The sequence below is a fragment of the Rathayibacter sp. SW19 genome, from assembly GCF_030866825.1.
Lineage (GTDB): Bacteria > Actinomycetota > Actinomycetes > Actinomycetales > Microbacteriaceae > Rathayibacter_A > Rathayibacter_A soli.
Genome location: NZ_CP133020.1, coordinates 3,764,493 through 3,778,035 on the forward strand (window position 1 = coordinate 3,764,493; position 13,543 = coordinate 3,778,035).

Consider the following 13,543-nt stretch of genomic DNA (forward strand, 5'->3'; position numbering starts at 1 on the left):
AAGATATCGCGACACTGACCGATTCAATTCGAGTTCCGTGCACGCACGCAACTCTGCACGGGTGTAATATTGCGTAGGTGCAAGAGACAGAAGTAGTGGGGCTGCGAGACCGCAAGCGACTGCTGACGCGCAAGCGGCTGGAATGGGCCGCGATCGACATCGTCGCCGATGCCGGCCTTGAGGCTCTGACCATTGACGCGATCAGCGATCGCGCCGAGGTGTCGCCGCGCACGTTCTTCAACTACTTCGACAGCAAGGAGGATGCCATACTCGGCATCCGATTGGCGGGCGACGTCACGGCCGAACTCGAGCGGACGGTGGCCGAGCTGCAGCCAGCGTCGCTGCGTGACGGCGTGCTGACACTGTTCACGACGCTCTTCGAGGATGCATCGCACGACCCCAAGCTGCGTGCCGCGCGTCGCCGGGTTCTCCGCGAGCACCCCGACCTGCTGCAACGACGGTTCGCCAAGATGGGCGCCATGTTCGGCACACTCACCCACAGCGTGCACGCGCTCATGCAGCGCACTACGCGGCCAGGCGATCGAGAGCCGACCGAGAGCGAGGCGCGCGTTGTGCTGATGGCATGCGGCGCGGCCGTGCACTCTGCCGTCATGGAATTGAGCTGTGAGAAGGGTGGCCTGTCCGACAGATCGCCTGGCCCTGCGGTGCGGGCCCGAGCGGAACAGCTGTTGGACGAGACGATGGGACGACTGACATGAGCATGACCACGCAGGACGAGGCTCCCGCGAAGATCGAACCGCACCACACCCGGAACATACTGCTGGTGTTCGCAGGTCTGATGATGGCCATGTTGCTGGCGTCGCTGGACCAGACGATCTTCTCAACGGCGCTGCCGACCATCGTCGGAGACCTGCACGGCGTCGACCTGATGACCTGGGTGATCACCATCTACATCCTCGCCTCGACCATCATGCTGCCCGTCTACGGCAAGCTGGGCGACCTGATCGGGCGCAAGGGCATCTTCATCGGCGCGATCTCGATCTTCATCCTCGGGTCGATCATCGGCGGCTGGTCGCAGGACATGACCTGGCTGATCGTCGGCCGTGGCATCCAGGGTCTCGGCGGTGGTGGCCTGATGATCCTGTCGCAGGCGATCATCGCCGATGTGGTACCCGCGCGCGAGCGCGGCAAGTACATGGGCATCATGGGCGGCGTGTTCGCGCTGTCTTCGGTGGCAGGCCCGCTGCTAGGCGGCTGGTTCACCGACGTCATCGGCTGGCGCTGGGGGCTGTGGATGAACATCCCGCTGGGCATCCTCGCCATTCTCGCGGCCATGTTATTCCTGCACCTGCCCAAGCACCCCCGCAACGGCCTCAAGCTCGACGTGTTCGGCATCGCGCTGTTGGCGCTGGCGTCGACGGGTATCGTCCTCGTGAGCACGTGGGGTGGATCGACGTACGATTGGGACTCCCCGCAGATACTCGGTCTTATCGGTGGAACAGTTGTCGCCGCCATCCTGTTCGTCATCGTCGAGTTGCGCACCCCCGAGCCGGTGATGCCTATGCATCTGTTCCGCAAGCTGAACTTCAATCTCATGACGGCCGCGGGCCTGGCCATCGGTGTCGCAATGTTCGGCACCCTGGCCTATGTGCCCACGTACCTGCAGATGGTCACCGGCGCCAACGCAACGCAATCGGGCTTGCTGATGATTCCGATGATGGCCGCCGTGCTCATCACCTCGATCGTCTCGGGTGCCCTGGTCACCAAGACCGGCAGATACAAGTGGGCACCGATCTCCGGCACCCTGGTCACCGCTGTGGGTATGCTCCTGCTCTCGACCATGACGTCGACTCTTCCGGTCTGGGTCATCTGCGCGTACCTCGCCGTCATGGGGCTCGGCCTCGGCCTGTGCATGCAAATTTTCGTGCTGGTCGTGCAGAACACGTTCTCCAACGCCTTGGTGGGCGTGGCCACGGCGACCAATAACTACTTTCGCCAGATCGGCGCCTCACTGGGGTCGGCAGTCGTCGGCAGCCTGTTTGCGTCACGGCTCGTGACCCTCCTGGGAGAGCGGATGCCTCCAAGCGCCGCATCCTCGGGCGCCGGCAAGGTCAACGACCTCACACCGCACCTCGTGCACGGCCTGCCGGCACCGATCCGCGACATCATCGTCGGTTCGTACAACGACGCGCTCACCCCGATCTTCCTCTACATCCTGCCGCTGGTTCTGATCGCCACCGTGCTCGTCTGCTTCCTCAAAGAGGTGCCACTGAAAAAGACCATCGACAATGGTGACGTGCGACGTGAGAGCCTGCAAGTGGACGGCACGGAGACCATGGCGCTGTCCACGGCCGGCATCTCAGTGGTCAGCCAGTCTGACCTGGACGGCGCGGCAGGTCTCGGGGCCTCGCACCCGTCGGGCGAGCAGAGGTCATAAGGTCATAACGTAATGGGCCCCACGGAACGGGTTACCAGCTGCCGGGTAACGCCCCGAACGGCACCGGCTCCGGGCGCGATGCGGTGCTGGTCAACTCGATCACGCCGTGTTCGTGGCCGGCGCGCAGCACCGCATCCATGATCTCCAGCACGTGGAACGCAAGCTCGCCGGATGCACGATGCGGCCGATCCGTCTCGATCGCGTGCGCCATGTCTGCGAGACCGAAGCCGCGCCCGGCATCCTCGTAGCCTGCCGACACGGGCACCTCGCGCCACTCGGGCGCCTGGGTCGTCCACACTTCGACCGCATCCGAAAACCGGTTGGGGTCCGGAACAGCGATGGTTCCTGAGGTTCCGTAGAGCTCGAACAACGGGGCACGGGACGCCCATACGTCGAAGCTGACCGTCACCGTCGAAGTCGCACCGCCCGCATGTTCGAGGATCGCGCTGACGTGCGTGTCGACATCCACCGGAATCACCGTTCCTGCAGACGGCCCGGTCGCGATCGTGCGCTCGCGCGCGGACCGGGTTGCGACACCGGAGACGCGCAGCACTGGGCCAAGCAGCGTGACGAGGCTGGACAAATAGTACGGCGCCATGTCAAGCAGCGGGCCACCACCAGGCTGATAGTAGAACTGCGGGGCCGGATGCCACCGCTCGTGTCCAGGGGAACTCCAATGCACCGCTGCCGCAACCGGCTCTCCAACAGCGCCGGAGTCCAGCACCTGACGCGCCGTCTGGATGCCCGTACCGAGGACGGTGTCAGGCGCACTTCCCACGCGCAGCCCGAGCTCGGCGGCAAGCGCGAGCATCGGGGCTGCTTCAGCAGGATCAAGCGCCAGCGGCTTCTCTCCGTATACGTGCTTTCCCGCGCGCAGCGCCTTCATCCCGATTTCGACGTGCGCGGCGGGGATGGTCAGATTCAGCACGGCGTCGATTCGTGGATCGGCGAGGAGAGCGTCGACGGCGAGCGCCTCAACACCCTGCTCGGCAGCCACCTCGGCCGCACGCGCCTGGTTCACGTCGGCGACGGCGAGCAGGCGCAGACCCGGCAGTTTCGGGAACTCTGCGAAATACTGCGCGCTGATCGTGCCGACGCCGATCACACCAATCGTCAGCGGGCCATTGTTTAGCGAGCTGCCCACAGCAGCCCCCTCTCAACGATCGTGCGCACGTTCGGGTTGTCGAGAACGTCGAGGCGGTGCCCGGGTGCCGAGACGAAAATTCGCCCATTGCCCCATTGCCGCGTCCACACGGCAGGCGCGGTGACGGGCCGGTTCCAGGCATCCCAGGGTCGCACCGCCTGCGTGGTCGTGGCCAGCACGTCGTTGTATGAATCGCTGAGCACCCAGTACTGCTCGGTGACGAGATCGAAGTCCTCGATGCCTGCTGTGATCGGATGCGTTCGACCGGCCTCTGTGATGTGCACGGTGTACGGAATGTAGTTGTCCGACTGCTCGCCGATGCGCTCGGCCGGGTCCTTGCCGGCGTGGTGCGCGAACTGTCCGCCGATCATATGCAGATAGTCGGCGTTATTGCGATAGGAGTCTGCGATGCCGCCATGCCAGCCACCCAGGCCCGTGCCGTTCAGCACGGCCTTCTGCAACCCGGCGAACTCCTCGTCGGTGATCGTGGACATCGTCACGATCTGCAGAATCAGATCGACATCGGCCAGGTAGTCGGCATCCGTATAGATGGCGGTGGATTCCTCGACGCGCACGGTGAACCCGTTGCGCTCAAGAAAAGGGATCATCGAATCGGTGGTTTCGACGGGCTGGTGCCCGTCCCAGCCGCCGCGCACGATCAACGCGTTGCGAGGCGCTGTATTGGAAGGCGGAGTATCCGGAGTCATAGCTGCTTTCTTTTGTCTTGCTCGTGTTCGTTGGACCTCGGGCGCAGAACGCGCCCGAACATCATTTGGTGCTGAATGCTGCGTCGAATGCGGCGTCTGGCGCGTCGAAGGCGAACTGCTTGACGAAGCCGAGCGCCTCGGGGGCGCCGACCAGGCGGTCCATGCCGGCGTCTTCCCACTCGACCGAGAGCGGGCCCTGGTAGTCGATGGCGTTGAGCATGCGGAACGCGTTCTCCCACGGCACATCCCCGTGACCGGTCGAGATGAAGTCCCAACCGCGGCGCGGATCGGCCCAGGCCAGGTGCGAGCCGAGTCGACCGTTGCGGCCGTTGGTCATCCGCTTCTTCGTGTCCTTGACGTGCACGTTGTAGATGCGGTCACGGAAGTCCCAGAGGAAACTGACCGGGTCGATGTCCTGCCAGACCATGTGGCTCGGGTCCCAGTTCAGGCCGAACGCCTCCCGGTGCCCGATCGCCTCCAGCGCTTGCACCGTCGTCCAGTAGTCATAGGCGATCTCCGACGGGTGCACCTCGTGCGCGAACCGCACCCCCACCTCATCGAAGACGTCCAGGATCGGGTTCCAGCGGTCCGCGAAATCCTGATAACCGGCATCCACCATCGCCTGCGACGCCGGCGGGAACATCGCCACGTACTTCCAGATCGAGGACCCGGTGAACCCGGTGACCGTCTTCACCCCCAGTTTCGCGGCCAATCGTGCCGTGTTCTTCAACTCTTCTGCAGCACGCTGACGCACACCCTCGGCTTCGCCATCGCCCCAGACCCTGTCGCCGAGGATGTCGCGGTGCCGCTGATCGATCGGATCATCGCACACCGCCTGACCCTTCAAATGGTTCGAGATCGCCCACACACCCAGGCCGTTCTTTTCCAGCACGGCCTTCTTGCCGGCGACGTACTCCTCGTCATCCCAACGCCACGGGTCCAGGTGGTCGCCCCAACAGGCGATCTCCAAACCGTCATAACCCCAGCCGCCGGCCAACTCCGCAACCTTCTCGAACGGCAGATCGGCCCACTGGCCGGTGAACAACGTGATCGGGCGGGTCATCGGTTTTCTCCTTCATTTTGTGCTTCTGATCCGGATGCCTGCGGCCCGGATTCTGCTTCGGCAACCGCTGTCCACACGCTCGCGGCCGCAGCGCTGGTCTCGATCGCTTCAAGCACCCGCTGCACCTGCAGCCCGTCAGCGAACGACGGCCGCGGCTGCCTACCGGCGGCGATGTCGGTCAACAAGTCATACACCTGGTGTGAGAACGGGTGTTCATACCCGATCGCGTGCCCCGTCGGCCACCACGCCGACATATACGGATGCTCCGGCTCGGTCACCAGGATCCGCCGGAAACCCTGCAACCCAGCCTCCTCAGTGCGGTCATAGAACTCCAACTCGTTCATCCGTTCCAGATCGAACGCGATCGCACCCTTCGAACCGCTGAACTCGAGCCGGAACGCGTTCTTGCGCCCCGTAGCGAACCGCGTCGCCTCGAACGAACCGAGACCACCACCGCTGAGCCGACCCGTGAACAACGCCACATCATCAACAGTGACCCTGCCGCGCTCACTCGACGCCGTGCCGCCCAGCCCGATCGACTCACCCAGCAGCGGACGCTCAGCGACCAGCGTCTGAAGCGTTCCGCTCACACCACTGATGCGCTGACCGGTGATGAACTGCACCGCATCAATCGCGTGCGCGCCGATATCGCCCAGCGAGCCAGAACCGGCCAACGCCTTATCCAGACGCCACGTCATCGGCCCCTGCGCATCCACCAACCAGTCCTGCAGATAGGCGGCGCGCACCTGACGCACCTCACCGATCCGGCCCGCCGCGACCAGATCACGAGCAAACGTGATCGCCGGCACCCGACGGTAACTGAAACCGACCATCGCGAACACACCACGCGCAGCGGCACGCTCAGCGGCTGCGGCCATCGCCTCAGCCTCCGCGACCGTGTTCGCCAACGGCTTCTCGCACAGCACGTGCTTGCCCGCATCCAGCGCCGCAATCGCTATCTCGACATGCGAAGCGCCCGGACTGCAAATGTCCACCAGTCCGATGTCGTCGCGTTCGATCACCCGACGCCAATCCGTCTCCGCCTCCGCCCAGCCGAAACGCCCGGCCGCCGCGGCAACGCGGGCGCGGTCCCGCCCGACGATCACGGACATCCGTGGGTCGAATGGAAGCTCGAAGAAACGCGGGGCAACCCGCCACGCCTGCGAATGCGCCGCCCCCATAAACCCATACCCGACCATCGCAACGCCAAGCGAGGGCTGACTCATTTCACGGACTCCTTCGTCTGGTAGATCTGCAGATGTGGACTCTTGATATTTCAGATCGGCGGGCGCACGCACCGCGGCGGCCGCCCGTATCAGTTCACGCTAGCCCCAACGCTCGAAGCGGCGCAAGTTTTAGACGCTGATCAAGAAACATATCGCTCGATGTGTCGCAATCCCACGTCGAGGGCCGCGTCAGGCGGTCGGAGCGAGTATGTTGGCCGGAGCTGCCGTGCTTCCGCGCACAACGAGGTTCGTCGCCAGATCCAGCCGAACGGTGCTGCGTTCCGGGTCATCGCGCAACGCCAGCACAAGACGCACTGCCTGCTCCGCCATCTCTTTCAGGGGCTGATGAACCGTGGTCAATTGTGGTCCGACCCAGCTTGCCGACGGCACGTCGTCGTAGCCGACTACGGACAGATCCTCGGGAATGCCGAGGCCGAGCGAACGAGCGGCCTGGTACACGCCGAACGCCTGCAGATCATTCCCCGTGAAGATTGCCGTCGGGCGGTCGGACGACGACAACATCCGGGTGCCCGCCTTGAGCCCGTTCTCGTAGTGGAATTCGCCGTTCTCGATGAGGCTTGGATCGATCGGGATGCCCGCCTCGTCGAGTGCGGTGCGATAACCCGACAGCCGTGCGCGAGAGCACAGCATGTCCATCGGCCCCGTGATAATGCCGATCCGGCGGTGTCCGAGCTCCACAAGGTGCCGCGTCGCCATGAGTCCGCCCGACCAGTTTCCCGTGCCGACCGATGCCACGTCAGGGGCCGGGTCGCCCGCGGGGTCCACCACCACGAACGGAATGCCTCGTGTGCGCATTTGGCGTTTGTGGTCGGCGGAGAGATCCGAGAAGAGGAGGAGCAGTCCGGCCGGCTGACGCTGGAGCACACCGTCGATCCAATCGACCGGTTGAGTGTGACGGGTGCCGCTCTCGGTGAGCACGATGCTCATGCCGTTCTCGCGTGCCACCTTGTCTGCGCCGCGAATGATCTCAAGCGACCACTCGCTGTCGATGTTCTCGAACACGAGCTCGATCAGACGGACTCGTGAGTTCTCCACGCCGCGGCGGCTGTAACCGGATGAGTGCAACAACTGCTCAATGCGATCGCGAACGGGCTCGGAAACGCCGGAACGGCCGTTCAGCACCTTGGACACGGTCGACATCGACACCGATGCATCCCGTGCAATCTCAGCGAGTGTCGCTCGCTGAGACGAAACCTTTTGCACACTCATGGCGACATCGTACTCACGAATTCGCGATTCTCGGGGGTTTTCTTTCCGTCGGCGGGAACCGACGGTGGCCGCCGCCGGGCGGTCAAAGCGCCCGTTCCTGGCCGCCGAGAGCGGGCGTCGCTTGTCAGATGCGCGTGTTTCCGCGGGTCCGGGCCGCGGTGTTGACTTCCAAGGCTCGTGGATGAATACTAAAGCCGTCGCAACGAAATATTGCTGAACAGCGTGCGACACTTGCATTCAATGTCGAATCGTGGTCGCCCGAGGCATCGGCGACTCGGAAGGAACCTGCTATGGCTTCTCAATCCACGGGTGCATCATTCACCCGCCGTGGCTTTATCGGACTCGCAGGTGGCGTTGCAGCCACCTCGCTCCTCGCCGCCTGTTCAAGCGGAGGCGGTGGTGGCGCCAGCGGTTCTACCAAGGCCATCAAATTCTGGAACATGCCGTGGGGTAACACGGACTTCAACAAGCTCGACAAGAAGATCACGCTGGCGTACAAGCCGGCTTCGGGTCTCGGGGCGGCTACCTACCAGGAGATCCAGTGGGCGAACTTCACCCAGACGTTCTCCTCTGCCGTCGCGTCGAACACCGGCCCCGCCGTCAGCTCGGGCGGTGGAACCCAGGCGTTCCAGTTCGCACAGCAGGGCAAGATCGCATACGCGGACAATCTGCTCGACAGCTGGAAGAAGAACGGTATCTACGCCGACTTCTTCGACGGTCTCGTCGACACGATGAAGACCGACCAGGGCTACGCAGCGGTGCCCTACAACCTCGACGTTCGTATCTCCTGGTACAACAAGGCGCTGCTGGCGCAGGCCGGGGTTCAGCCGCCGACCAACTGGGACGAGTACAAGAACGTGTGCGCAGCGCTCAAGAAGATCGGCGTCTACGGCTTCGGCCTCGGTGCAGGGGCCGGCAACTTCACCGGTAGCCACATCCTGACGGCGTTCATGATCAACAACGGCGGTGGGCTCTTCAACGCCGACAAGAAGCCGGACTGTGTCACGCCCGAGAACATCGAGGCGATGACCTACATTCTCGATCTTGTCAACTCCGGCTACTCCGACCCTGCAGGCGCCACGTACACGAGCGCAAACGTGCAGGCGCAGTGGAAGGCGAAGAAGTTCGGCTTCGGCTGGGACGGTGCAGGCCTCGCGGCCAGCGTCGGCGGCGACGTTGTCAGCGACATGGTCGTCGGCAGCCCGCTCAAGAGTCCGAGCGGCAAGACCGGCGGACTGTACTTCCCGAACAACATCATGATGTACAAGAACACCCCGAGTCAGAAGAGCTCCGAGGCGTTCCTCACGTACTACTACCAGAACATGAAACAGTTGTGGACGTCGAACACCGGCATCGGCTTGCCCCCGCTGAAGTCCATCGCCGCCACGAGCGAGTTCAAGTCGGACCCGAACAACGTGAAGATCGTCGACGAGTGGCAGCCCATCTTCAAGACCTGGGCGGCACCGGGCGGCACCGGTCTGTTCTACAACATCGCCAACACCGTTGACGGCACCGCACCGATGACGACCTTCTCGCAGGCTATTCTCGGTGGTAAGACTGATGCCAAGACCGCTTTGACAACGTTGCAGACCTCAATCGAAGGACTCATGAAGTAGCAACCCGAATCGGGTGGGTCCCAGCGTGAGCCGGGCCCACCCGTTTTCATCATCGCGAAGACCTTCGAAGGAGAAGTAGATGTCGACCGAGTCCGTGGCCGGAGCGCTGAGAAAGGCGCGCAACGGTGTGGGGAACGCCGGTTCGGGTCGGTCGCCCAGCGCCGGCAAACGCAAGAGCAATACGTCGCACGCGAGAGTGTTCGTGCTGTTCGCATTACCGTCGGTGATCCTGCTGTTGCTTCTGAACCTGTACCCGGTGATCTACGCGGGTTTGCAATCGCTGCGCAACGGGGATCTGATCAGCGCCGGTGATTTCGTCGGCCTGGCAAACTACGCCTCCGTGCTGCAATCCCCCGTGTTCTGGCACGCAGCAGTCTTCACTGCGGTCTTCACGATCGTCGGGGTCTTCGGAAGTTGGGCCGTCGGCCTCTCCCTCGGCCTGCTCCTGCGCACCCGCATCCCTGCAAACGGTCTGTTCAAAGTGCTTCTGCTGCTGCCGTGGGTTGTTCCCGTGGTTGTCTCTGCCGCTTCGTGGAACTGGCTGGTGGCAACCCCGCAGTCGCCGCTGCCGATTCTCTTCCACGCTCTCGGATTCGGCAACGTGCTCTTCCTCGCGGACCCGCTGCTCGCTCAGGTCATGGTCTGCATCTTCAAGGTGTGGATCAGCTTCCCGTTCATGATGATGATGATGGCCTCGGCCCTCGCATCCGTCGACAGCAACGTGTACGAGGCTTCCAAGGTCGACGGTGCCAGTAGCTGGCAGACGTTCCGGCAGATCACACTGCCGATGATTTCGCGTTCGACGTACATCAGCTGGATTCTGATGACGATCTTCTGTGTCAACGACTTCCCGACGATCTTCCTGCTCACCGGCGGCGGCCCGGTCAACGCCACGCAGTCCCTCGTCGTGATGGCGTACATCACGGTGTTCCAGAACTTCCAGACCGGCCCCGGTGTCGCAATCGCGTTCATGATGACGATCGTCCTCGTCATCATCGCGACGTTGCTCTACCGCCAGATTCGAAAGGTGAACATCGAATGAGCGCCGAAACTTCACAAGCGCCGCTGACCGGTCAGTTGCACGTCGGTGTGACCGGCGGCAAGCGGCGCACGCTCACCCAGGCTCAGGAGCGCGGTAAGTGGTGGCGCTTCCTCGGCATCCTGATCATCACCGCGGTCGTGCTGGTGCCGATCATTGCCGTCCTGATCCTGTCGCTCGAGCCTTCGCTCGGCAGCAAGGCGACGGGGCTCACGCTGGAGAACTTCACAACGGTCTTCTCCGAGACATCCGTTGGCACCTGGCTGGGCAACAGCTTGATCGTCACCCTGGTGACGGTGGTGGTTGCAGTGGCGGTTGCCGCGCCAGCCGGATACGTGCTCTCCCGCGGGAGAAGCAAGCTCGTCTCCGGCTATTCGCTCATCCTGTTCATCGTGCAGTCGCTGCCGGTGGTCACTGCGGTGATCCCGCTGTTCATCCTGTTCGCGCAGATTGGGCTGGTCGACAATCTGGCCGGCATCACGATCATCTATGTCGGCTCGACCATGTCCGTGGCCGTCTGGATGATGGCGGCGTACATCGACTCGATCCCGATCACACTCGAGGAGGCCGCCTGGATGGACGGCTGCTCCGTGTTCGGCGGTTTCGTGCGCATCGTGCTGCGCAACTCGCTGCCCGGGGTGCTCTCGACAGCGATTTTCGCCTTCCTGCTCGCCTGGAACGACTACCTGGTCGCCGTCGTCTTCCTGCGAAGCGACCAGAACTACACCCTGCAAATCGGGCTGCAGTCGTTCTTCCAGCAGAATCAGACCGACTGGGGCCTGGTGATGGCCGTCGCCGTGGTCATGATGCTCCCACCCGTGATCCTCTTCGCCGTGCTGAACAAGTATTTCAGCGTCGGAGGCATCGGCGGCTCACTTGCCGGCAAATAGTTCGACCGAACTCTTCACCGCAACCATCCGCGCGGCCATCGACCGAATCATCCCGGCCGACAGGTGGTTGGGCGAGCCCTGGCCGGGCGGATGGGAGGGCGGCGTCGCGGACTATGTGATCCCGGCCAACCCCGACCTGGACTGGGCGCGCCCCGCGCTGATCTGGCTGAATGAGGCGCTCGACGCTGCGGCGCGCGCCGAGAACGGGGTGTCGTTCGCAGAGCTGACCGGGCAACAGCAGGACGCGATCCTCACCTCGTTCGAGGCGACTCGCGACGAAGCGGATGCCGCAACCACCGCCGCCGATGCGGGCGTCGCAACCACCGCGGCAAGCCACTTCGCCGCCCTGCGCCGCATCTGCTGGGAAGGCTACTACGCAGCCTCGGATCGATCCGGCGTTGTTGACAATCCCGGCGTTGTTGAGAAGCCCGGCGCTGCCGACCAGCCCGGCGTTGCTGACCGGTCCGGCGCCCCCACGCGGCACAGTCCGATCGGGCTGGAAATGGTGGGCTTCCGCGCCGTGCCCGAGGGCGTCACACCAGTCGAACCCGACCCGATCGACGGGTTGCGACCAGAGCAGGTGCGCAGCGGCTACGACGCCATTGTGATCGGCAGCGGACCCGGCGGCGGCGTCGCGGCCGAAACCCTGGCAAAAGCAGGCAAGACCGTGCTGCTGATCGAGCGCGCCCCCTCCGTGCCCAACTCGGCATTACGTGGCGATCATTTGCACGGCAAACGAAACGCGGTCTATTGGCCGTCGGCGGGGCCCGGCCTTGGGCATCCGAGGCTCGCCCAGCTGCCGGACGGCGAGGACCGCGTCATCGACGGCACAGGCGACGCCGGGCTATACGGACTGAATGCGATGGCTTTCGGAGGCGGCACCCGACTCTGGCAAGGAATGGCGTGGCGCTTCCTTCCGCAAGATTTTCAGATGGCAACCCTGTACGGCAACCCAGATGGTGCCAACCTGGCGGATTGGCCGATCGGCTACGGCGAAATGGAACCGTACTACACCCGTGCGGAATGGGAGCTCGGTGTCTCCGGTATTGAGGGCGGATTGACCTCGCGCACGCCGCGATCGGCCGGCTACCCGATGCCGCCGATGCCCACCGAGCGCGCACGCGAACTGCTCGGTGCTGCCGCGGACTCGCTGGGCTGGGGCTGGGGTCCGATCCCTCTCGCTATCAACAGCGTGCCGCATGACGATCGCCCCGCCTGCGTGCGTTGCCCGCAGTGCATCGGCCACACCTGCCCGGTCAACGCCAAGAACGGTTCGAACAACACGTTCATTCCGCGCGCCGTCGCGACGGGGCTGTGCGATGTGATCTACGACGCCGAGGTCATCCAAGTGCGCGACGGCGCGCGGTCGGCGGGCGTGACGATCATGGCATCCGCGTCGACGACACCGGCGGAGATCACCGTCAACGCCGACGTCGTTGTCGTCTCGGCCGGCGCGGTTGAAACGCCACGATTGCTGCTGGCCAGCGGCATCGGCAACGACCAGCTCGGCCGTAACCTGCACGACCATCGGTTCGTCACGATGCTCGGCACAATGGACGAGGTCGTCAAGCCGTATGTCGGGCCGGGGCACTCCATCGCCACGCTGGATCATGTGCACGCCCAGACCATTCCGTGGGGCGGCGGCGTCATCGTCGATCTGGTGAGCCCGCTGCCGTTGACATCTGCATCTGATCCGTCGATGCCGGGCGTTCCGCTGTGGGGTGCCGGGCACAAGGAGTGGATGCGAGGCGACCGCTCACACGCGTTCGGCGTGTTCGGCATGGGGCAGGAGATTCCGATGGCGACCTCGCGGGTGACCCTGGCGCATGGCCTGCACGATCGCTGGGGAAAGCCGGTCGCGGCGCTACGCAAGAACGTGCACTGGGCATCCGTCGAGGTCGAGGATGGAATGGCAAGGCAGGGTGAAGCCTGGCTGATCGCTGTCGGGGCGCGCGACATCCGCCGCCAGTTCGGCACCGCGATCGCATCGGCCGCGGGTGAGCACTCGAGCGGCACAGCGCGAATGGGCACCTCCCCCGAGACTTCCGCGACGGATGCCTACGGCCGCGTTCACGGGACCGCGCGCGTCGTCGTCTGCGATGCGTCGCTGCACCCGACGAACGGCAGCGTCAACCCGACGTTGACGATCGTTGCGAACGCGATGCGAGTGAGCGAGCATATCGTGCAGGACTGGCCGGCCTAGACCGAAGTTACGCGGGTTGAGGGCGGG

General features: G+C 64.1%; 11 protein-coding genes. 6 read left to right on the top strand and 5 right to left on the bottom strand.

The annotated features are described in order from the left end of the window. The first annotated feature begins 77 nt into the window (after window positions 1-77). Window positions 78-719 carry a TetR/AcrR family transcriptional regulator gene (locus QU604_RS17605; protein WP_308465910.1) on the top strand — a complete coding sequence of 214 codons (642 nt, stop codon included), beginning with the start codon at window positions 78-80 and terminating at the stop codon, window positions 717-719. Continuing rightward, the gene (locus QU604_RS17610; RefSeq protein WP_308465911.1) at window positions 716-2,398 is read left to right on the top strand and encodes an MDR family MFS transporter; all 1,683 of its coding nucleotides are present in this window, start codon (window positions 716-718) and stop codon (window positions 2,396-2,398) included. Before QU604_RS17605 ends, QU604_RS17610 begins: the two co-directional genes overlap by 4 nt. Before the next feature lie 31 nt (window positions 2,399-2,429). Here the strand turns inward: QU604_RS17610 and QU604_RS17615 are convergent, their stop codons facing one another. The 5 genes from QU604_RS17615 to QU604_RS17635 all read right to left on the bottom strand — a co-directional run bounded on the left by QU604_RS17615 (window position 2,430) and on the right by QU604_RS17635 (window position 7,768). After that, complete coding sequence (locus tag QU604_RS17615; RefSeq protein ID WP_308465912.1) at window positions 2,430-3,542, bottom strand: Gfo/Idh/MocA family protein; 1,113 nt, start codon at window positions 3,540-3,542, stop codon at window positions 2,430-2,432. Continuing rightward, the gene (locus QU604_RS17620) at window positions 3,527-4,249 is read right to left on the bottom strand and encodes a ThuA domain-containing protein (RefSeq protein WP_308465913.1); all 723 of its coding nucleotides are present in this window, start codon (window positions 4,247-4,249) and stop codon (window positions 3,527-3,529) included. The genes QU604_RS17615 and QU604_RS17620 overlap by 16 nt, the downstream gene beginning before the upstream one ends. Before the next feature lie 61 nt (window positions 4,250-4,310). Continuing rightward, window positions 4,311-5,312, bottom strand: coding sequence for a sugar phosphate isomerase/epimerase family protein (locus QU604_RS17625; protein ID WP_308465914.1), 1,002 nt, complete (start codon window positions 5,310-5,312; stop codon window positions 4,311-4,313). Next, window positions 5,309-6,538, bottom strand: a complete 1,230-nt coding sequence (locus tag QU604_RS17630; protein ID WP_308465915.1) for a Gfo/Idh/MocA family protein — start codon at window positions 6,536-6,538, stop codon at window positions 5,309-5,311. Before QU604_RS17630 ends, QU604_RS17625 begins: the two co-directional genes overlap by 4 nt. A gap of 189 nt (window positions 6,539-6,727) precedes the next feature. Further along, window positions 6,728-7,768 (bottom strand): LacI family DNA-binding transcriptional regulator, encoded by a 1,041-nt coding sequence (locus tag QU604_RS17635; protein WP_308465916.1) that lies wholly within the window; start codon window positions 7,766-7,768, stop codon window positions 6,728-6,730. Between the two features lie 290 nt (window positions 7,769-8,058). Between QU604_RS17635 and QU604_RS17640 the strand changes: the two genes are divergently transcribed. From QU604_RS17640 to QU604_RS17655, 4 genes are all read left to right on the top strand, one after another. Then, entirely contained in the window at window positions 8,059-9,384 is a 1,326-nt protein-coding gene (locus QU604_RS17640) for an ABC transporter substrate-binding protein (protein ID WP_308465917.1), read from the top strand. 79 nt (window positions 9,385-9,463) lie between these two features. After that, window positions 9,464-10,426, top strand: coding sequence for a carbohydrate ABC transporter permease (locus tag QU604_RS17645; protein ID WP_308465918.1), 963 nt, complete (start codon window positions 9,464-9,466; stop codon window positions 10,424-10,426). Beyond that, window positions 10,423-11,313, top strand: coding sequence for a carbohydrate ABC transporter permease (locus tag QU604_RS17650; protein WP_308465919.1), 891 nt, complete (start codon window positions 10,423-10,425; stop codon window positions 11,311-11,313). The genes QU604_RS17645 and QU604_RS17650 overlap by 4 nt, the downstream gene beginning before the upstream one ends. Beyond that, entirely contained in the window at window positions 11,300-13,516 is a 2,217-nt protein-coding gene (locus QU604_RS17655; RefSeq protein ID WP_308465920.1) for a GMC family oxidoreductase, read from the top strand. Before QU604_RS17650 ends, QU604_RS17655 begins: the two co-directional genes overlap by 14 nt. The last annotated feature ends 27 nt before the right edge of the window (window positions 13,517-13,543 follow it).

Bases quoted from the DNA above. Each gene is read 5' to 3' on its own strand.
- QU604_RS17610 (WP_308465911.1), top strand. From the start codon at position 716: ATGAGCATGACCACGCAGGACGAGGCTCCCGCGAAGATCGAACCGCAC.
- QU604_RS17620 (WP_308465913.1), bottom strand. From the start codon at position 4,249: ATGACTCCGGATACTCCGCCTTCCAATACAGCGCCTCGCAACGCGTTG.
- QU604_RS17625 (WP_308465914.1), bottom strand. From the start codon at position 5,312: ATGACCCGCCCGATCACGTTGTTCACCGGCCAGTGGGCCGATCTGCCG.
- QU604_RS17630 (WP_308465915.1), bottom strand. From the start codon at position 6,538: ATGAGTCAGCCCTCGCTTGGCGTTGCGATGGTCGGGTATGGGTTTATG.
- QU604_RS17635 (WP_308465916.1), bottom strand. From the start codon at position 7,768: ATGAGTGTGCAAAAGGTTTCGTCTCAGCGAGCGACACTCGCTGAGATT.
- QU604_RS17640 (WP_308465917.1), top strand. From the start codon at position 8,059: ATGGCTTCTCAATCCACGGGTGCATCATTCACCCGCCGTGGCTTTATC.
- QU604_RS17645 (WP_308465918.1), top strand. From the start codon at position 9,464: ATGTCGACCGAGTCCGTGGCCGGAGCGCTGAGAAAGGCGCGCAACGGT.
- QU604_RS17650 (WP_308465919.1), top strand. From the start codon at position 10,423: ATGAGCGCCGAAACTTCACAAGCGCCGCTGACCGGTCAGTTGCACGTC.